Source organism: Bacillus cereus group sp. MG4, from assembly GCF_040460055.1.
GTDB lineage: Bacteria > Bacillota > Bacilli > Bacillales > Bacillaceae_G > Bacillus_A > Bacillus_A wiedmannii.
Genome location: NZ_JARVGZ010000001.1, coordinates 106,186 through 127,117, shown reverse-complemented (window position 1 = coordinate 127,117; position 20,932 = coordinate 106,186). Strand labels below are relative to the sequence as shown.

Genomic DNA, 20,932 nt, shown 5'->3' with positions numbered 1-20,932 from the left:
CTAGCTCACCTTTTTCACATTATTACCATGTTGATAAAGACAGCCTACCTCTCTCATAAACTGAGAAGTTCTCTCCAGCATCTCCTCAATGTTATACATCGTTACGCGAATCTCACCAATATCATCCTTGATAGTAACCTCTCCAGTAACTTCCTCGATCCCGTTAGCCCACTCAAAAGTATCTACGAAGCGGATGCTTTTCTTAGGCTTGTTGGTCACTCTCATATCATTGCCAATGTAATACGAGTTAACATGCACCCCTCGTTTGATATGAAGGTAACCCTTCGAGACCAATTCTTCTACGTGGCGCTTTACAGTTCTCAGGTTGTACCCTGTTAGGTTTGCCATATCAGTATAAGTAATCTCTCCTCCTACAGTAGCAATCATCTTGATGGCATCAAACGTCACTTGTACGTTCTCCTTGACAGTTACATCCTCGAACAGTTCTTCCAGCTTCTTAGCTTCGATTCTAGATAGCTTTTCATTCACTGTAGGCTCTCCTGTCTCAGCTAAGTATTCATTGTATTGCTCGTCTGTACTTAACCCTGTATAGCCGCTCTCTGTACGCCAAACTAAGTAGTCGCTCCATTGCTTGTCCATTAGATCACCTCCATATGTTTTTGTTTGAGTAGAGTGTACTCTCTCTCGCTTACTTCTTTATAGTCGATACTAATTAGGTAAGTAATACCTGAGTCATATACTTGTCTGTAAGTATCCTTTATGAGCCGGATATGCTCATCTTGTTTATCGACTCCGCAAGCTGCAATGTGATGGCCTATGAGGATGCTATCAGTATTCTTGAAGCGCCATCTCACAGTGTAATGCAAGTACGTTTTCTTCATTAGCTCTTAACCTCCATTAGTTGTTTCATTGATTCAAAGTGTTTCTCCATTCTAGCCTGTCTCACTTGGATGTTATGTTCAGCTTCCGTCCTCATTAGTTTTAACTCTAGCTCACTTTGTCTCTTAAGTATTTTCATCTCAAATGTCTCTCTCATTATCACCATCTCCCTTGATTTAGTTGTGTAGCTGGCTCCTTGGTACCTTAACCCTTCATGACTTTGATTAACTTAGCTGGCTCATCAATATTTAGCGCTGTAGCTATTTTGCTGATCGTCTCTAGCGTTCCTGACCCTGTAGCCTTTACCCGAGATAGCGTGGCTCTTGTGACTCCTGACTCCTCGGCTAACAATGTGAGCGTCTTATTTCGTTGCTTACATAGTTCATCTAAATCAATGTAGAACATGACTGTCATATCGGCGTCCTCCTCATTAGTTTTAATCTATATTGTCAAAGTTTAATGTATAAGCATATTGGCAGTTCATCCAAAAAGGAGCCAGCTCAGTGGTTAGACCAAGCTGGGATATCAATCATCTGGAGAGATGAAAATGACCTAAATGGATGTTTCCCCGTATCATTCTACAGAAGTCCTACATAGGAGGTGTAAGGGTACTTCCTCGCTAGCTACCTCTAAAGGGGAAAGAGATAACCACCAAGCAAATACACTTGTTTAATTGCTTCATATACATAGTAGGCGGCTCCGGACATTATCGTGTTCTACTAATGTAGTAGGCGACTGGTAGTCCTGTCTCATTTGTCCCTTCATATATTTAGTACAGTTAGCGCAACCTCTCTTTGCCGTCCCATATATGTCCTACCGTATACATCCTCTCGAGACAGCTCTCTCATTAATTGCTTCATATACATAGTAGTGTCTACTTGCTAGTATCTCATCTCAAAATGTTAACTTATCCTATTGAATTACGTTTCAAAATAAGACACAAGATATATCTGTAAAGAACGAACAAAAGAGCTACCTCCTCAGGTAACTCAACTTCCTTTTTCCACTGCTTCGTGATAGGTTTTCTAGATACCATTAGTAATTCGTAAATACCGTATTCCGTAAGAAACCATTGTTTATGCTTACTCCCATCCACTCTATATATTGTATATAGTGCCTTTTCATCTTCATCTACTACGTTTAACATCTGACTTGCTTTCTTAACATCAAGCCAGTTAGCAACATCCTTCGCTAGGAATAATGGATTCTCTAAAGTCGAAAAACAACCTTAAAGCCTTGCCCTAAAACTTCCTGCTCATAGTCGATCTCATAAGTCTTAACCTCGGTAGCTGTATGTTCCTCGACATTCAACAACTGAGTTCGGACTTCCTTGGCTACTTCCGAGTCACGAAGTAACATTCCTACTCGGAGGATTGCTCTCTTGGGGAAAAGCGCATTCGCTTTGTACCCTATCTTGTTTCCATCTAGTAAAAAGTACCCTCTCATATTCTGTATTTTAGTAGGATTCTTTAAACGTCCTACTAACTCTTTTCCGGTTACATTCTCATATCCGTCTATTTCTAACTCTTGTCTGTGGTCAGATAGTAAACTGGATAATGTTTTATATGTTACCCCGTAGAAGTCTGCAACCTGCTGAGTAGTAGCCATTTCCAACTCAGGTAACAGCAACAAGCTTTTCACTTTCTCCAGAACTTCCACTCGTTCTACTAAGTTGTCACGCTCCACCTTATTATCAATTACCTCGATAGTTACTATCTTTATATAACAACACTTCCCTTATCCACTCCTCAGAAACCTTTCCGAAAGTTGTGCCTTTTCTGTCACTCTGGTGCTATTTCCGCTTGCTCTAAACAGCTTCATCCCTTGGTATAACTAGGTTTACCTAGGAGTCAGACTAATTCAACTAGCTCTATGCACACATACTCTAGAGACTAACCTAGAGAGAAGTACCTAGAGAGGTAAAGCTATATAGAGAAAACTAATCAGAATACCTGTTAGTAAAGATTTAAATATTTAAAAGGACTACTAGAGGTAGATACTCTAGAGAATAATCTATAAAGGCTTGTCTATCTCTGTAACGAGAAGGTAAATCTTTATAGACCTTACTCTAGAGAATTACCTAATTAGTTCCCAGCTCATATAGTTCTTGTTTTAATTTCTTAAATAATTAAAGGACTATAGAGAAGGATCTAATTAGAATACTCTAAGGTATTACTAACTAGGCTATCTCATATAGTCCTTTGTTTTTAATTCTTTAAATAACTAAATACTTATAGAGATGGGAACGGATTAGAATTACTAATAGGTATTCTAATTAGGTTAACCTATAGAGTTCTTTTATTTCTTTCTCTAGAAGTTACTCCGACTAGTTAACTATCAGATATATCCCAAAAGCTAAACTCATTAGTTTATTAGCAATATCGCTCTCATGAGATGGCAAACTAATAGAGAGCACTGTACGAGTAATTTGTTGGAATTAAGGGAGATCGTTGAGCTTCACTGTTAGAGCTGGTACTTGTAAGGAACTTGTAGAGTACGTCTAACGAGTGATATTGATAGGACAACTATGGGAACGAATAGAATGAACCAAGGGGGATGTTATATGGTTAAACACTTTGGATTAGGAGCCTTATTTATAAGTATCGGCTTATTAGCTGCCTGCTCACAGGAAGAAGAAGTTACCACGAAGGCACCATTTGAGGACTATAAGCCATCTCAGGGGTACATAAATGAGGGAGAGTTTGAAGCTCTTGAAGATGATATGACTCACGAGGAAGTAGCTCAGTTGGTTGGCGGTGTAGGTGAACTCTACAAAAAGGAGGGCTATATAGAAACCATAATCTACAAAGGTGAAGGCAATATAGATTTTGCTATACTGAGATTCGAAGATGGCAAGTTGGACATGTGGAACAAACACGATAAAGAATAATTACTTTATAGATAGTTAGATATAAGGAGTTAGACTGAGGAGGTCTACTCCTTTATTACATTCTTACAGGTACCTCTCTTACCTACTCATGAGATACCCTATACAAGTGTAACCTTAAGTGCAATAACTATATCCCTTGTCTGACCTGTTCTGGATTAGAAAATGGCTTCATTAGTAGTAAATTCAACGATAATCCACACAGAACTAATCCATTTACATATAATTGAACTGCGCTCTCCTCAGTATTAAATAGTTGAGCACGAACCTTTTTAGCAACTTCAGAATCACGTAGTAACATCCCTACTCGGAGGATTGCTCTCTTAGGAAATAAGTAGTTATTATAGCTAGAGTATGTATATTCCTTTCCATTTATCGATGTTACCGTATATGATCCTCTTCTTTTCTTTTCTTGAAAGAAGGAGCTTATTTTGTTTCCCGTCATAAGCATGTACCCATCTGAAACAAATTCATCCTGGTGAGATTTAAGTAGAGTATTTATCATTTCCTTTGATACATTGTAAAAATCTGCGACCTGCTGAAGAGTAGCCATTTCTAACTCAGGTGGCAACAATAATTCTTTTATTTCGCTAAGTAACTCCACCCTGTGAACTAAACTATCGCGCTTATCTTTCGGGCTGATTACCTCATTAGTTAATTTTACGTCACTCATGAATATTCCCCCTTTGTTTATTTTAATTATATGTCACCCTCATCAACATCATACTAACAGCCATCCCATAGAGAACACATCCATTTAGGTACAACTGCATAGCATCCTCTCCCCTATCCTTCTCTCTAGTAAACCACCACTCTCTCATGATGCTAAACTGTAACTTGGTAGAGTTCGTCCTCTCAAAGAACTGTTGCAGCCCTCTATCTGTCAACACTCGTAACTTGTACCCAGCAGGCATTTGTATGTATCCCTGCTCAGTGTCGTCTACTTTGACCAACAGATCAGTCATACTCCTGTAGCCTATCGTACTCATGAGAACATCCTTAGCTACATACCAATCCTCGTGAGTACGGATACTGCCTAGCGGTGACTCTATGGTCGTGAACATACTATCCCCTCCTCTATGGTTATCATTATAGGTGAGGACTAGGGAGGTAGCCAATAGTAATTCTATATATTGCATATAAGTAATACTGTGGTAAGACTAGAGAGGTGGCGGTCTCTGTAGGTGAAGATGGAAAGGTCTTAAACAATGTTTATACCCTTGGAGACGGACTGACGAGGTTACCTCGATGTCCCGACTCCAAATTTTATTTTTTTCCAATAGGTGCATAATGCACTAAGTAGAAAACTGGTGAGGTGGATGTCTCTGTAGGGAAATACTAGAGGAGCCGATTTTCCTATATGATTTCTCCTACGTTTGGCCACTACCGTACATACGCACCCCCCTATGCTTCCGGAAAGTACGGGTACCCTTGGTAGGTGGTGGCTGATGAGGACGGTGGCTACTGAGCTTGCTGACTCATAGTACTGCTCCTTAGTCTACACTGTGGAGGCGCATACCCTTAGACACACCAAGATAGCTCACACTAAGGAGGCAAGGCACTAGTAGCACACAAAACATAAGGCGCCCTCTTAGCCACACTATATAGCAACGTATACTGTCTCGCGTGTAGCCTAGTAGGCAAGGCCATACAAGTATACACTCTGTAGGCATACACTGATGAGGTAGCAACACTGTAGCTGTAAACTGTGGAGGCAGTGTTATACTGTACCTATGAGTGATGGGACTCTCCTCTCTTGCTGTCTCATAGTGCTCTCACTTTCAGAAGTGCCTTACTTTCAGAGTGTGTACTTTCGGAGGGTGTGTCCAGTGAGGCGGTGTACTTTCGTGACAGTGGACTGTATAGGATAGTGCCTTACTTTCATTGGTTGATTCAAGAACAATAGGAGTTGGCATCTATTGAGGTTCGTCCTCTGTAGCTACACTGGAGAGATGATAACATTACTTATATAGCTACCGTCTCATACAGGTCAATCTGGAGTGTTTAACAAGTATGTCTGTATGAGTACCACTGTAAGTTGTACTGGTGAAGTAAGCTAGGTGGATCTACCTTAAGAGTTCGGCTACCGTTACTATATGTTCAGCAAGGCTAAGAGCTCAGTCTAGTTAGCTACCTCCATTAGCCCTCGTACTTTCATTCATTAATCAAAGGTCTATATGAGGACGAGGACTACACAGTATACACTCTATGCCTGCCTCGCTAGACCTAACACACAGGCCATACACACAAGTGTACTCCATAGGTATACGCACAGCTAATAGTGGTACACACAGCAGCAGGGTTACACAAGGTGCACTCTGCAGGTAGGACGCATATCCACCTCAACAGTACACACTGCACAGCGTACCGTTCAAGGCGTCTAGAGCTCATACAGAGGCGCACCTATATAAAGCAGTTAGCATCACCTCTCTGTAGGTATGCACAGAAGCAGGTTCATGAGTTCACTCTGTAGAGTTCAGCTACCTCACTTTCATATAGTTGTAACCAAAATAGTTACTACCCATAAGATTGATTATGTAAACTACAGGTACAGCTCCGTAGATATACTCTAGGGTATCTGCCTCCTTGGTATATCTACACTGATTGTGCTTTCATTAGTCCATTGAATAAATTACTGTATGAGGTAGCGGTCTCCACAGGTATTCACCTAGTGTATATCTACTCAGTCGTATTCACTGCGAGGTAGCGCTAACTAGCATAGCTATAGGATTGATATCTCCGTCGGTTATGCACTTCCCTATAGGTTCACCTCTGTAGTCGTACTCTGTGGATAGTGGTGAGGAGGTATACTCTGGAGGGGTACTAGTAGACTGACTCAAGGGTGATCACTTTCAGGTTCATATGACCTTATAGTTCCTAACTTGGATATCCCAACAGGTACCGCATCGAGGTGGGGGTTTTACCTCTAGAGTTAAACTAAGATGCCCTCCATCAGCTTTCTTCTCCCTCATCCTCTTCTTCGCAATGGGGTGCTATAAGTAATACGTTCCACCTCACAAGTTTCCATACATTAGAATTACAAACAAAGTTGCTTCTCTTTAAGAAAATCCTCAACTATTATAAATATCTGTCTCATTAACTCCAGTAGGTCTCTCGCAATATTCAGTATCTCCTTAGATGGTACGTATTTAACTATTACCGTCTCAGTGCCACCTGGGCTTTTTACTTTTTCGTTTCGCATCTCATAAGGTGGCTGGTTATGTATTATGTCATTTCTCACTTTAGAAGCTTTTTGAAACTCCAAAGAATCCCTAATTTTGTCTAATTTATTATATAATTCTCTATCTAGTTTCTTAATCTGAAACATCGCATTATTAAAGCTTTTATTAATATTTTTTGTTTTACCTTTTACTTTCTTCTCAGTTTTTAAGCCTAAGCAAGCAAACAACAAATGAGCTAGCAAATCTAAAGCTGTAAAAGCTTTTGAAAACAAGATATCAACATAGTTCTCAAAGTGAATCTTATTCGTCCATTCTTCTTCTGGCATTTTTTTTAAATACGGATATTCTCCATCTGAGATACCTCGTTTTGAATAATATAAGAGATATGAGTAACTCAAATCCAACTGAAAGATTCTATTATTCAATGAACGGGATAAATCCTGAGCAGCAATATGATGATCAATCATATCAAATCCAGCAAGTTCCTCCCTAGTCCAACAAAATAAGTCTCCCTTAATTCTATAACTATAAAGTGGGCTTTCTTTTAAAAGAGGTGCCATCTCTTCTTTTGTTGGGAATTCAAACAAATCAATTTTAATAGTCATTCTTCTCCTCCTTATCTAGTCATATTGTATAGCAATATCATCAGTCTGTTAATAAGATTTCACAAGAACAATCTATGAGCTTCTTCTTCCTCATCATTACCTATAATCAAATTATTACGTCCAACGGTCTGGCTTAAGGCTTTACCTCCCCAGCTTATCAACAGAGTGTCAATTACTTACCAAGTCACTAACTCTATAGAAAAAACACTGCTTAGATCCAAACAGTGTTTAGGTGATACCTATTTATTTTCTTCCCCCTGAGCTGGAGCCTTTGGTGAAATACCATTAATCTTTAAGGCTAGCTCAACAAGTGCATCTTCTCTCTTGTCTTCATTCTGAATCTTAGATAATAAGAAGTTACTAAAGTAGAAATGATGCGTGTTTACAAATCGATTATGAAATTCTGTTAATGCTTTTACTGTCTCAGAATGCATCTTCAAATAAATTACAGCAATAAAGTTAGAAAGTATAGCTCCTATTGCACCTACTGAGGCTACAATTATCTTATTTTCTAGCTCGTTGGAACTGTTAGCAATTAGAAAATATAAAGTAACTCCAATTATTACAAATCCCACTCCTATGCATGCTATACCAACAACAAATATCCAAGAGCTTTGTTTTAAGTTTTCATCATAGTATCTCTTCAATTCAAGATGATGATGCTTAAAAAGTTTCTCTGATCTCTCTTCTAATGATGAATGAGAAATACTTAATAAATCTAACTCATTCTCTATATCTTGAAGTTCTACTATTTGTTCACTCATAGTTCTAGTTAAAGGAATTGCTATTAGTACAATTCCGTAAGAAATAAGAATTATGTACAGCATAGGAGTTGGTATATCAAACTGCTCTTTAGTATAGTCAGGAGAAATATACGCCAAAAAAAATAGTATCACAAAGCAAGCAATACCTAAAATTGTAGAAAGATTATAAGTACTTTTTTTCCGAGCCATTCTGCGATTTAGCTCGTTTTTTCTTTCTTGAAGTAATAATTTACGATTTAACGGTTTATCACTTATTTTAAACCCCTTCTCTCCTCTTAATATCTTTCTATTATATTATAACATAAAAGCCATACCAACTAGCACTATACTGGAGTGCCTTATCTCAAGAGTGTGACTGTGAGTCAATCTTCTCAGAATAAAGCAAAAGAGATCGACTATATAGTTATCCTCCTCAGATTAACTACATAATCCATCTCTCTAGTTACCAGTTCATACACGAATGAGCTAAGTAAAGCCATTAGTTCAGCTTTCTTGCCTACCTCACAAGTGTCCCCTGAATAATTTACCTCTGATAGTTATTGACTCACAAGTCTGTAACCTCTATAATTTTCCTAAATGAATAACTAAAAGAGTGGTCACTCATAGATAAAACCTCATCAGGCTTAACATCCGCCTCTACTTCCGCTGAAAATTCATTATCCGCAATGGTAGTTGGTGTATGTACACACCCGAATTACCGCGGAAATGGATATGCTTCACTCATATTGCAAAAAATGTTTCAAGACTTTACGAAAGAAGGCCGAACACTTTGTTTATTTTATAACAATCCAGCTGCTGGACGAATTTATAAACGACTAGGATTTAAAGACATTGGGATGTGGACGATGTATCGATAATAAGCAATACTTTATAAGAGGAAATAGTTGTAACTTAGCAATAAAACAGATTATACAAAAACTTCGCACCGTTATGATGAAGATGGAGAAACTACTTGCGGAGCAATACTCTAACTAAAACATGTTATGTATTCAAGCTAAATTTAGACAGATTAATGGCCCCAATTGTTGCATTTACTCTAGCAATTGGGGCTACATATTTATACTCAAATTCTTTCCACTACAAATCGAAACATTTATCACACTTATGTCGCTATTATCTTTACGTGCAAATGCCCTTCTTAATATTACTGCTTCTTATTATACTGTGCTTTAAAATCAATATATTCCTGTCTCGCATCCTGATTATTGCCTTGGTGACTATCAAAAGATGTATGTATTTGTGATATGTGTTCTACTAACTTACCTTCATCATTTCGCTTCTTATAATTTATTACAATACTTACCTCCAATATCTGCTTTGAACCATCTTTAGAATCTATATGCAGTACAATCGATCCACCATCATATTCATCATATTGTATTTTCAACTTATCATTAACAATACTCTGAAACTCTGATTCATTTAGTTTATATCCAACTGTACTAGGTTGATCAAACTTTTTTATATCATCTCCGGACTTCATCCTTAGTTTCCCTATTCCTTTTAAACGATCTACAATTAAGTTCACGTATGAAACATCCAGATTTAAATCCGGACTTTTTACCTGTCCATTTTCATAACTAATATTGGTACGATAAACACCTTCTTTTTTATTATCTTTGCTGTCTACTGCTGAAGTAACTGCTTGTGTTGTACTTCCATATAAACTTTTATCTTTCGTATTATATATACCTTCCAAAGTTTGATAGATTGTTTTTCTATGCTCTCCATCTTCTTTTTGTTCATATGTACTATATATGCCTCTTTGTTCCACACAAGCATACCCATCATCACTCGCAGACATAACCTTTTTCATGTCACCTTCATCCAATGCCTTAACAAATGGCTCATACTCTATCTTTTCTTCAAAAAAACTACATGCTTGTAATAGGCTGATTGCTATTATGATACTAATCATTTTAGAAACCCTTTTTTTGTTCATTTCATCATCACACTACCCACTCTATATTTTCAATTAGATAACCTACTAATCACTTTTATCACCTTACATAATTAAATTTTCTTTTAGAAGTTAAAATACTCTCCTGTAAATTATTACTTTTCTATCATCAAAACTTACAATACACACTTTCTTTATGCCTTACGTTTCGATTTACTTTTTTTATTTTTCTTTTTCTTTTGATATCTTGGAGTCTCTCTTTTATGTTGCTCCCATGAAATGTTAAATGACGGAAATTTAAACCTGCAATATGCTAATAGCTGAAATTCAGCTGCACCTATGGCTATCGTATACATTAAAAAGGTCCCTACTACATACATGAATAGATCATCAAACCCATAATTATTATGAAAATATATCAAAATAAGAATAATTACTGCGTATAGTGTAGCCCACTTCATCATCTTTCCTTTTGTTTCACTAAAGAAAGAAGCAGACCTTTCATCCATACTAAACGCACCTTCACTCGCTTGTTTAAACGTATCAATTGTTGTCAGAATATGAAAAATTACTGCTCCTAAAAATAATAATCCTGCATACAGTAATGTAATCTGATCAATTGAATTATTAGCCATTTTAGTACCAATCAAAACTACGAGTAATATTATTGCCATTTGAAATGCATTTAATAATACAACAATTGTTTGTAGCTTTTGAAATTTAAATTGAGCTTTTGGAAATAAATATAGAATGAAAAAAATTACTTGCAGAGCATATAACAACACTTCCAGCTTAACAATTCCTATATTAAGGAGAACCATACAGTAATCCCAATCACCTGATACAATAATAGAAAAAACGGCTATTGAACTATAAAGTATTCCTCCAAACATAAATCCTGTAGCACCCTCAGGACTTAAACGATCATTACATGTCATCCTAAACTTATCTAAATCTTCCTCTTCTATATTCCACATCTTGGCTCTTCACCTTCTATTCGTTTCAATTATTTTTCGAACACTAAAATTCTATTAATATATTATTTATTTTTCGTTTTGAATTTCTTATTTTGTTTTCGAATTCTTCCACACTTTATCTCATTCTCTTCCCACGTCATATTAAATGACTTGAATTTGAATCTACAGTACGCCAATAGTTGAAATTCTGCCGCTCCTATTGCTACTGCATACATTAAAATGCTCCCAACCACATACATTAGTAAAGCATCAAACCCATAGTCGTTACAAAAATAAATTAAAATCAGAAGGAGTGGTACGTATATCATTACTCCCTTCAGTACATTCATCTTTGTATTACTAAAAAATGATTTAGATCTCTCATCCATACTAAAAGCACCTTTACTCGCTTGTTTAAACGTATCAATTGTTGTCACAATATGAAAAATTACTGCTCCTAGAAATAATAAACTTGCAAGCGTCAATGTAAAAACATCAATCGAATTATTAGCTATTTCAGAAACAATTAAAGCTGTGAGCCCAATCGTTCCTAATTGAAATGCGTATAATAACACAACAATTGTTTGTAATTTTTGAAATTTATAACGAGCTTTTGGAAACGAATATAGTATTAAAAAAATGATTTGCGCACTGTATAAAAACAGCTCAAACTTTACAATTCCCATTCCAACGAGAACCTTACAATACTCCCAACCACCTGATAAAACGATAGAAAATATAATTATTGAACTAAAGAGTATGCCCCCCATCATAAATCCTGTAGCTCCCTCAGGACTTAACCGTACTCTACATGTCATTCGAAACTCATCCAAATCTTCTTCTTTTATATTCCACATTCAGTTTTTCACCTTCTATACGTTTCAATTATTTTTCGAACACTAAAATTCTATTAATATATTATTTATTTTTCGTTTTGGATTTCTTATTTTGTTTTCGAATTCTTCCACACTTTCTCTCATTCTCTTCCCATGACATATTAAATGACTTGAATTTAAATCTGCAATACACTAAGAGCTGGAATTCTGCCGCTCCAATGGCTACTGCATACATAACAACATTACACATAACATAACCAAACATTGTGTTTAATGAGTAATTATTATTTATATAAATTAAAACAAGAAGAATTAACACATAAATTACAGCACCTTGTATAACATGTCCCTTTGTTTTACTAAAAAACGAATCTGATTTGTCCCCACTACTAAATGCACCTTCGCTTGCTTGTTTAAATGTATCAACTGTTGTCACAATATGAACAATAATTCCACCTAATACTAATAGACCTACATAAACACGTGTATTGAGATCAATTGAATTCTCAATCATTCCAGAAAGAACAAATAACGTGCATCCGATAGTTCCAAGTTGAAATGCATATAATAATATAACGAGCGTTTGTAATTTTTGAAATTTATAACGAGGTTTAGGGAATAAATATAGAATCAAAAACATTACTTGCAAACCATATAACACTAATTCAATCCTAACAATTACCTTATCAAACAAGGTAGTATAATAATCTATTCCTCCTATAAAAATAATAACCATAAATAATGAAGTATAAAATATCGTTCCGAGTATAAATCCCGTCGCACCTTCAGGACTTAAACGCCCTTGACATGTCATTCGAAACTTGCCTAAATCTTCTTTTTTTATATTCCACACCTTGACATTTCACCTTCTATACAGTTTAAATAAATTCCATTCACTTCAATTCTATTTCACTCTTATTTACTTTTCGATTTGGATTTTGTATTTCGCTTTCGAATTCTCCCACGCATTCTCTCATTCTCTTCCCATGACATATTAAATGACTTGAATTTAAATCTACAGTACACCAATAGTTGAAATTCTGCCGCTCCAATGGCTACTGTATACAGTAAAACAATACCTACCGCATAAAGAACTAAAACATCAATTCCATAACCATTATGAAAATATATCAAAATAAACAGGATTAGCGCATATATTGTAGCCCACTTCATCACATCTCCTTTTCTTTTACTAAAAAATGAGATGGATCTTTCATCCTTACTAAACGCACCTTCACTCGCTTGTTTAAATGTATCAATTGTTGTCACAATATGAACGATAACTGCTCCTATAAATAATAACCCTACACAAATTAAAGTCATTCGATCAATTGAATAATCAGATATTCCAGGAAGAACTAACGCTGTAAATGTTATTGTACCTAATTGAAATGCATATAATAATACAACGAGCGTTTGTAACTTTTGAAATTTATAACGTGCTTTTGGAAATGAATATAGAATTAAAAAGATGAATTGTAAGCTATATAAAACAATTTCAGTTTTAACAATTGTTTTATCAAAATAAGTATGATAATAATCCAATCCCCCCATAAAAATAAAAAACATAAATACTGAAGTATAAACTATCCCTCCAATAAAGAAAACCATAGCACCCTCAGGACTTAAACGATCATTACATGTCATCCTAAACTTATATAAATCTTCTTCTTTTATATCCCACATCCTGGCTCTTCACCTTCTATACAGTTTAAATAATTTTCATTCACTTCAATTCTATTTCCCTCTTATTTACTTTTCGATTTGGATTTTGTATTTCGCTTTCGAATTCTCCCACGCATTCTCTCATTCTCTTCCCATGACATATTAAATGACTTGAATTTAAATCTACAGTACGCCAATAATTGGAATTCTGCCGCTCCGATTGCAACCGCATACATTAAAACAGTTCCTACTCCATACATAACAAAAAAATCAATTGAATAATCATTTTGAAAATACATCAGAAGAAGTAGTATTAATATATATATTATAGCCCTCTTTATCACAGCTCCTTTTGTCTTACTAAAAAACGAGGTGGATCTTTCATCACTACTAAATGCACCTTCACTTGCTTGTTTAAATGTATCTAGCGTTGCTGCAATATGGATAATAACTGCTCCTACAACTAGTAGCCCGGTATACATCCTACCAATTGCATTATCAGCCATTTCAGAAACAATCGAAACTACAAATAATATCGTTCCAAGTTGAAACGCATATAGTAATACGATTAGCGTTTGTAACTTTTGAAATTTAAAACATGCTTTCGGAAATAGATATATAATTAAAAATATAATTTGAATACTAAATAACAAAATTTCAGTTTTAACAATTGTTCTATCAAAAAAATTGTTGTAGTAATTCAAATCACCTACAAAAATAATAAACATAAATATTGAAATATAAAATATTGTTCCAAGCATAAAACCCGTAGCACCTTCAGGACTTAAACGTCCTTGACATGTTATTCGAAATTTATCTAAATCTTCTTCTTTTATATTCCACACCCTGACATTTCCCCTTCTATACAGTTTAAATAATTTTCGTGCACTAAAATTCTATTACATTCTTAATATTTTTAAGTACATAGATCTTTGTACAACTAAATTCAGATAATCTTTTAGGTATATCATTACCATATTAATTACCATAATCATCTAACCAGAATGCCTTTTGATGGTTCAAGTAGTATTCTTTTTCCTCAAAAGTTCCAAATATTCTTCTTTCAATTAAGTATAACCGTCTTCTTGTCACCTTCATCCAATGCCTTTATTAGACTCTCATACTCTATTTTGATTTACCAAAACTATACGCGCTCAGTAAAACATAACTGTTATCACAATAACTATTTTTTACTACCCCTTTACTCATATCTTCACAACATTTATCGTTCTCAAAATTCAATCAAAATATATTATTTTTAATTTATATACTCTTTTTCATAATTTACATATTCTTTTTTGGCACTTTGATTATTATCTTCTCTGGTATGATAATATGTTGAAATTTCTTGATTGCGTTTTATAAGCTTATCTTCTTTTCTTTCTTCATAATTTACCGATATTGTTATTTGTATTATTCTCATTTGATTTTCTTTTGTATTATTAGGCGTATTAAATTCAATCATCAATATTGCAGAATCAAATTTATCATATTTTAAATTTAACTTGTCATTTATTATGCTTTTAAACTGTAATTCAGTTAAATCATAGCTTATTATGCTCGGTTCACTAGATCTTTTTTTATCTTCACTCGGTTTCAATTTACTAAGTTCATTTAATCCTCTAAACATTAATTTTACATATGAAACATCTATGCCTTGATTCTGGGCTATTGAACGGGATTTTTCATTTTTTAAATTTGTACTATAGACCGTTTCTTTTTTGTAATTTTGATTACTACCAACGTTTTTATCATTTTTTATATCAGTAACAATCTTTTGAGTTGTTTTCCCATATAAGTCGTTTTCTTTCACATTATATATTCCATGGGTTGTTTGATATATTATCCTGCTATGTTCACCATCTTCTTTTTCTTCATAAGTACTGTCGCTAGTCTCTTCTTTCACATATGCATATCCATCATCACTCGCAGACATAACCGTTTTCATATCACCTTCATCCAATGCCTTTACTAATCTCTCATACTCTATTTTTGTTTCCCCGAAACTGCACGCGCTTAGTAAAAACGTTACTGTCATTACAATAACTATTTTTTTAACTAACCTTTTACTCATGCCATAACTACACCTTTCCCCTTATTTTATACATTACTTATTATTCAAATATTGTTTTTCATACTCCTCATATCGGGTTTTAGAAGCTTTATCGTTATCTTCTTTAGTATTTAAATAGATTGCTATTTTTTGATCATGCCTTATTAATCGGCCTTCTTTATTCTTTTTTTCATATCCCATTGTGATGCTTATTGTAGTGAATTCCATTGGATTTTCTTTTGAATCTTTCGCCGAACTAAATTCCATTAATAATATTGCTTCATCAAATTTATCGTAGTCCACCTTTAACTTATTATTAATTATTTTTTGAAATTCCGATTCAGTTAAGTAATATGTTACCTTGGGTGGTTCATTAAATCTTTTTTTATCTTTTTTTGGCCTTAAACTATCTATTCCCTTCAATCTATCAAATATGAAATAAACATTCGAAACATCCAAATTTTGATCTGGACTTTTTAATTGATTATCTTCATATTTAATACTAGTTCTATATACAATCTCTTCTTTTTTTTGCTCACTATTTAATGAACTAGCAATTTCTTGCCAAGTTGTTCCATAGAACTTTTTTTCTTTAATATTGTATACTCCTCCTGTTGTTTGATATATATGTTACCTTGGGTGGTTCATTAAATCTTTTTTTATCTTTTTTTGGCCTTAAACTATCTATTCCCTTCAATCTATCAAATATGAAATAAACATTCGAAACATCCAAATTTTGATCTGGACTTTTTAATTGATTATCTTCATATTTAATACTAGTTCTATATACAATCTCTTCTTTTTTTTGCTCACTATTTAATGAACTAGCAATTTCTTGCCAAGTTGTTCCATAGAACTTTTTTTCTTTAATATTGTATACTCCTCCTGTTGTTTGATATACGACGCTAATGCGATTATCATTTTCCGCCCAAAACGTGCTATCCCTAACCTCTTCTTTCACATAAGCATACCCATCATCACTCGCAGACATAACCGTCATCATATCCCCTTCATCCAATGCCTTTACTAATCTCTCATACTCTATATTCGTCTCTCCAAAACCACATCCACTTAATAAACTTGCTATTATTGACAGAACTATCATCATCATCTTAGATTTCTTCTTTAACTTCATACTGACACCCCATTGATTTCCCTAAGCATTTTTTTAAGTTCATTATGTTCCTTTTTGGAAAGTAATACATTTCCCCTTTACTTACTGCTATTTATTTACTCATACAGATTATATTGAAGATGCTTTAATTTTTAATAGCATTGATTTATATACAATCCTTAATTGCTTATATACTCTGTTCGAATTTTCAGAAACCAAAACTTATTTTATTTCTTTCGCTTTCTTTTCCTCTCTCTCTTTATAACGCTTTAAGAATTCCTGACGTTCCCTTTCATGTTCCTCCCATGAAATATAAAATGATGGAAATTTAAATCTGCAATAGGCTAATAATTGGAACTCTGCTGCACCTATGGCTACTGCGTACATTACAAGGGTTCCTGCCATATACCCCACTAAAACCCCTGTTTCATAATTATTATGAAAATAAATTAAAATAAGAAGGGTTAGTACATATATCGTAACACCAATCATTGCATTGCCTTTTGTTTTACTAAAAAATGAAGTTGCTCTTTCATCCATACTAAATGCTCCACTCTCTGCTTGTTTAAAGGTATCAATCGTTGTCACCAGATGAACAAAAACTGCTCCTAGAAACAATAAACCCACATACAATAATGTAATTTGATCAATTGAATAATTCGAAATTGCTGGAAGTATAAATAATCTGAATCCTATAGTTCCTAGCTGAAATGCAAATAATAATATCACAAATGCTTGCAACTTTTGATATTTGAAACGAGCTTTTGGAATTAGATATAGAATGAAAAAGATTACTTGCAAACCATATAACACTAATTCAATACTAACAATTATTTTGTCAAAGAGAGTTGGATAGTAACCCCAGCCAATCTTAATTAATGCTACCAAAATAAAAAGCATGAATAATGAACTATAAACTATTCCTCCAAACATAAACACCATAGAATCTTCTGGGCTTAAGCGATTTCTACATGTAATTTTAAATTCATCTAAATCTTTTTCTTTTATATTCCACATATAATTACACCATCTTTTCTAAAATCATGTAATAACTCTATTTTTGTAGACAAACTGGGAGTAAATAAATGTTTTTGGTATTTCATATTAAACTAGCCTTTTTTACTTTGTTTAACAAACACAAAATACATCAACATACAACTTAACCTCAGTTTGTACAACTATCTTTTCAAAAGGAGTTAGAGAAATCTTGTCACCGTTCAACAAAAAATCTAAAAACATAATAAGCATGGGTATAGAAGTATATGCAAAAACTCCCCCATAAAAGATTCTTATATAATCCGGACTTAATCGATTTTTATTTGCAATTTCGAAAAAACCTAAATCTTCTTCCTTTATTTTAAGCATTCATCTTTCCTCATTTCGACACAAAACTTATTTTATTTCTTTAGTTTTCTTTTTTTCCTTCTCTTCATAAAGCTTTAGTCTTTTCTGACGTTCCTTTTCGTGCTCCTCCCACGAAATATAAAATGACGGAAACTTAAATCTACAATAGGCTAATAATTGGAACTCAGCTGCGCCTATGGCTATCGCGTACATGATGAACGTAAATATAAAGTAACCAAACATTATGCTCAATGAGTAATTATTTTGTACATAAATTAAAACAAGAAGAATTAGTACATAAATTGCCACACCAAACATTACATTTTTCTTTGCCTTATTAAAAAATGAAGTAGATCTTTCTCCCATACTAAATGCACCTTTACTTGCTTGTTTAAAAGTATCAACTGTTGTTACACCATGAACAAGTATTGCTCCTAATACTAGTAAACCTACATAAATAAGCGTAATAAAATTAATAGAATAATTACTCATCCCTGGAAGAACAAATGCCGTAAGACCTATAGTACCTAACTGAAACGCATATAATAATATCACCAATGTCTGGAGCTTTTGAAATTTAAAACGTACCTTAGGGATCAGATATATAATAAAAAAGATTACTTGTAGGCTATATAACAACAATTCCATCCTGACTATTACTGTGTCAAAAAGAGTCGGATAGTAATCCCAGCCAAATCTAATTAATGCTCCAAAAATAAAGAGCATCAATAACGAACTATAAAGCATTCCACCAAACATAAACAACATAGCTCCTTCAGGGCTTAAACGATTTCTACATGTAATTCTAAATTCATCTAAATCTTCTTCTTTTATGTTCCACATTTGTTAACTCCACCTTTCCCCGAACTATAGTATATTACCAAAATAAAGATGCAATTTTCTTAGTCACTAATTTCACACCTTTTTATTTTCATCGCCACTCTTAACCATCTCTTTTGTTGTACTGCGCCTTATATTTTAAATATTCCTGCCTCGCATCTTGGTTATTATCCTGTTTTCTATTAAAATACGTTATTATTTGGAACATATTTTCTACTAATCTTCCATCCTCATTCTTTTCTTTAAAGTCTAGATCTATCCTCATTTGCAAAATTTGTTTTGGATTTTTTGGGGCATCCAGGTGCAATACGATTGTTGCTCCATCAAATTCATCGTATTGTATCTTTAATTTATTATTAATAATATCTTTAAATTCAGATTCAGTTAGTCGATATCCCACTGAATTAGGCTGATCAAACTTTTTTATATCATCCTCGGGCTTCATCTTTAGTTTCCCTATCCCATTTAAACAATCTACAATTAAGTTCACGTATGAAACATCTAGATTTGAATCCGGACTTTTCACCTGTCCATTTTCATACTTAACATGAGTACTATAAATAGTTTCTTTTTTATAATTTTCATTTGTCCTTTTTCCCTTGTCTTTTTCTATATCAGTCGCAACTGTTTGTATCGCCTCTCCGTATAAACTTTTATCTTTTGTATTATATACACCTTCCGTAGTTTGACGAATTGTTTTACTGTGCTCCCCATCTTCTTTTTGCTCAAACGTACTATAAATACCTCTTTGGGTCACATAAGCATAACCATCGTCACTCGCAGACATAACTGTCTTCATATCCCCTTCATCCAACGCCTTTACTAATCTCTCATACTCTATCTTTGTCTCTCCAAAACCACATCCACCTAATAAACTTGATACTATTGACAGAACTATCATCATCTTAGCTTTCTTCTTTAACTTCATACTGACACCCCGTTGATTTCTCTAGGCATTTTTAAGTTCATTATGTTCCTTTTTGGAAAGTAATACATTTCACCTTTACTTACTGCTATTTATTTACTCATACAGATTATATTGAAGATACTTTAATTTTTAATAGCATTGATTTATATACAATCCTTAATTGCATATATATTATATTTGAATTTTCAGAAACCAAAACTTATTTTATTTCTTTCGCTTTCTTTTCCTCCCTCTCTTTATAACGCTTTAAGAATTCCTGACGTTCCCTTTCATGTTCCTCCCATGAAATATAAAATGACGGAAATTTAAATCTGCAATAGACTAATAATTGGAACTCTGCTGCACCTATGGCTACCGCGTACATTATTAAAGTTCCTCCCGCATACAATCCTAAAATATTTAGTGTATAATCATTATGCACATAAATTAAAATGAGAAGAATTAACACATAAATTACAGCACACTTTATTACAGTCCTCTTTGTTTTACTAAAAAATGAAGAGGATTCTTCTTCCTTATTAAATGCCCCTTTACTTGCCTGTCTAAAAGTATCAATAGTCGCTAAAATATGTAAAATGACTGCACCTAAAAATAATAACCCAACATACATTAATGTAATTTGATCAATTGAATAATTTGACATTCCTGGAATTATCAACATTGTAAATGTTATAGTGCCTAGCTGAAATGCATATAATAGTACCACAAGTGTTTGTAGTTTCTGTAATTTAAATGGCATCTTAGGAAACAGATAAATAATTAAAAAAATGACTTGAAGACTATAAAACACTAACTCAAGACTAACAATTATTTTATCAAAGAGAGTCGGGTAATAACTCCAACCAAACCTTATTAACCCTCCAATAAGAAAAAACATTATTAATGAAATAAAAAACATCGTTCCAAACATAAACCCTGTCGCCCAATCGGGACTTAAGCGATTCTTGCAAGTACTTTTAAATTCATTTAAATCTTCTTCTTTTATATTCCACATATAATTACACCATCTTTTCTAAAA

General features: G+C 34.0%; 20 protein-coding genes and 5 pseudogenes. 2 read left to right on the top strand and 23 right to left on the bottom strand.

What is annotated here, in order from left to right; genetic code table 11:
- The 5 genes and pseudogenes from QCI41_RS00710 to QCI41_RS00690 all read right to left on the bottom strand — a co-directional run bounded on the left by QCI41_RS00710 (position 1) and on the right by QCI41_RS00690 (position 2,526).
- On the bottom strand, positions 1-600 hold the full coding sequence (locus tag QCI41_RS00710; protein WP_353838705.1) for a winged helix-turn-helix domain-containing protein: 600 nt from the start codon (positions 598-600) through the stop codon (positions 1-3).
- A 241-nt stretch (positions 601-841) separates the two neighbouring features.
- On the bottom strand, positions 842-997 hold the full coding sequence (locus QCI41_RS00705) for a hypothetical protein (protein WP_353838707.1): 156 nt from the start codon (positions 995-997) through the stop codon (positions 842-844).
- 47 nt (positions 998-1,044) lie between these two features.
- Positions 1,045-1,254, bottom strand: a complete 210-nt coding sequence (locus QCI41_RS00700) for a helix-turn-helix domain-containing protein (RefSeq protein ID WP_353838708.1) — start codon at positions 1,252-1,254, stop codon at positions 1,045-1,047.
- Positions 1,255-1,747: 493 nt separating this feature from the next.
- Positions 1,748-1,990 (bottom strand): annotated as a pseudogene (locus tag QCI41_RS00695) (BRO family protein); the annotation flags it as partial.
- 59 nt (positions 1,991-2,049) lie between these two features.
- Complete coding sequence (locus QCI41_RS00690; protein ID WP_353838709.1) at positions 2,050-2,526, bottom strand: hypothetical protein; 477 nt, start codon at positions 2,524-2,526, stop codon at positions 2,050-2,052.
- An 877-nt stretch (positions 2,527-3,403) separates the two neighbouring features.
- On the opposite strand from QCI41_RS00690, the gene QCI41_RS00685 reads away from it, so the two are divergent.
- On the top strand, positions 3,404-3,730 hold the full coding sequence (locus QCI41_RS00685) for a hypothetical protein (RefSeq protein ID WP_353838710.1): 327 nt from the start codon (positions 3,404-3,406) through the stop codon (positions 3,728-3,730).
- Positions 3,731-3,857: 127 nt separating this feature from the next.
- Here QCI41_RS00685 and QCI41_RS00680 read toward each other — a convergent pair whose 3' ends face one another.
- The 3 genes from QCI41_RS00680 to QCI41_RS00670 form a co-directional block, all read right to left on the bottom strand.
- Positions 3,858-4,400: a hypothetical protein gene (locus QCI41_RS00680; RefSeq protein ID WP_353838712.1), complete on the bottom strand. Its 543-nt coding sequence runs from the start codon at positions 4,398-4,400 to the stop codon at positions 3,858-3,860.
- Positions 4,401-6,764: 2,364 nt separating this feature from the next.
- Positions 6,765-7,514 carry a Cthe_2314 family HEPN domain-containing protein gene (locus tag QCI41_RS00675; protein WP_353838713.1) on the bottom strand — a complete coding sequence of 250 codons (750 nt, stop codon included), beginning with the start codon at positions 7,512-7,514 and terminating at the stop codon, positions 6,765-6,767.
- A gap of 239 nt (positions 7,515-7,753) precedes the next feature.
- Complete coding sequence (locus tag QCI41_RS00670; RefSeq protein WP_253899408.1) at positions 7,754-8,467, bottom strand: TRADD-N-associated membrane domain-containing protein; 714 nt, start codon at positions 8,465-8,467, stop codon at positions 7,754-7,756.
- Positions 8,468-8,907: 440 nt separating this feature from the next.
- Between QCI41_RS00670 and QCI41_RS00665 the strand changes: the two are divergent.
- A pseudogene (locus tag QCI41_RS00665) lies at positions 8,908-9,135 on the top strand (GNAT family N-acetyltransferase); the annotation flags it as partial.
- Positions 9,136-9,422: 287 nt separating this feature from the next.
- Here QCI41_RS00665 and QCI41_RS00660 read toward each other — a convergent pair.
- The 15 genes and pseudogenes from QCI41_RS00660 to QCI41_RS00590 all read right to left on the bottom strand — a co-directional run bounded on the left by QCI41_RS00660 (position 9,423) and on the right by QCI41_RS00590 (position 20,908).
- Entirely contained in the window at positions 9,423-10,220 is a 798-nt protein-coding gene (locus QCI41_RS00660; protein WP_353838714.1) for a DUF3952 domain-containing protein, read from the bottom strand.
- A gap of 152 nt (positions 10,221-10,372) precedes the next feature.
- Positions 10,373-11,155 (bottom strand): hypothetical protein, encoded by a 783-nt coding sequence (locus QCI41_RS00655; RefSeq protein WP_353838715.1) that lies wholly within the window; start codon positions 11,153-11,155, stop codon positions 10,373-10,375.
- A 62-nt stretch (positions 11,156-11,217) separates the two neighbouring features.
- Complete coding sequence (locus QCI41_RS00650; protein WP_353838716.1) at positions 11,218-11,991, bottom strand: hypothetical protein; 774 nt, start codon at positions 11,989-11,991, stop codon at positions 11,218-11,220.
- Positions 11,992-12,052: 61 nt separating this feature from the next.
- Positions 12,053-12,823: a hypothetical protein gene (locus tag QCI41_RS00645; RefSeq protein ID WP_353838717.1), complete on the bottom strand. Its 771-nt coding sequence runs from the start codon at positions 12,821-12,823 to the stop codon at positions 12,053-12,055.
- A 62-nt stretch (positions 12,824-12,885) separates the two neighbouring features.
- On the bottom strand, positions 12,886-13,656 hold the full coding sequence (locus tag QCI41_RS00640) for a hypothetical protein (RefSeq protein ID WP_000263485.1): 771 nt from the start codon (positions 13,654-13,656) through the stop codon (positions 12,886-12,888).
- A gap of 62 nt (positions 13,657-13,718) precedes the next feature.
- On the bottom strand, positions 13,719-14,480 hold the full coding sequence (locus QCI41_RS00635) for a hypothetical protein (RefSeq protein WP_353838718.1): 762 nt from the start codon (positions 14,478-14,480) through the stop codon (positions 13,719-13,721).
- A gap of 218 nt (positions 14,481-14,698) precedes the next feature.
- On the bottom strand, positions 14,699-14,746 hold the full coding sequence (locus tag QCI41_RS00630) for a hypothetical protein (protein ID WP_229163603.1): 48 nt from the start codon (positions 14,744-14,746) through the stop codon (positions 14,699-14,701).
- 147 nt (positions 14,747-14,893) lie between these two features.
- Positions 14,894-15,709 (bottom strand): DUF3952 domain-containing protein, encoded by an 816-nt coding sequence (locus QCI41_RS00625; RefSeq protein WP_353838720.1) that lies wholly within the window; start codon positions 15,707-15,709, stop codon positions 14,894-14,896.
- Positions 15,710-15,742: 33 nt separating this feature from the next.
- A pseudogene (locus QCI41_RS00620) lies at positions 15,743-16,315 on the bottom strand (DUF3952 domain-containing protein); the annotation flags it as partial.
- A gap of 208 nt (positions 16,316-16,523) precedes the next feature.
- Positions 16,524-16,823: pseudogene (locus QCI41_RS30595) on the bottom strand (DUF3952 domain-containing protein); the annotation flags it as partial.
- 201 nt (positions 16,824-17,024) lie between these two features.
- Positions 17,025-17,819, bottom strand: a complete 795-nt coding sequence (locus QCI41_RS00610; protein ID WP_353838722.1) for a hypothetical protein — start codon at positions 17,817-17,819, stop codon at positions 17,025-17,027.
- Between the two features lie 132 nt (positions 17,820-17,951).
- Positions 17,952-18,167: pseudogene (locus tag QCI41_RS00605) on the bottom strand (hypothetical protein); the annotation flags it as partial.
- A 27-nt stretch (positions 18,168-18,194) separates the two neighbouring features.
- Positions 18,195-18,989, bottom strand: a complete 795-nt coding sequence (locus QCI41_RS00600; RefSeq protein WP_353838723.1) for a hypothetical protein — start codon at positions 18,987-18,989, stop codon at positions 18,195-18,197.
- Between the two features lie 100 nt (positions 18,990-19,089).
- Entirely contained in the window at positions 19,090-19,914 is an 825-nt protein-coding gene (locus QCI41_RS00595) for a DUF3952 domain-containing protein (protein ID WP_175361211.1), read from the bottom strand.
- A gap of 199 nt (positions 19,915-20,113) precedes the next feature.
- Positions 20,114-20,908 carry a hypothetical protein gene (locus QCI41_RS00590; RefSeq protein WP_353838724.1) on the bottom strand — a complete coding sequence of 265 codons (795 nt, stop codon included), beginning with the start codon at positions 20,906-20,908 and terminating at the stop codon, positions 20,114-20,116.
- Positions 20,909-20,932 lie beyond the last annotated feature (24 nt).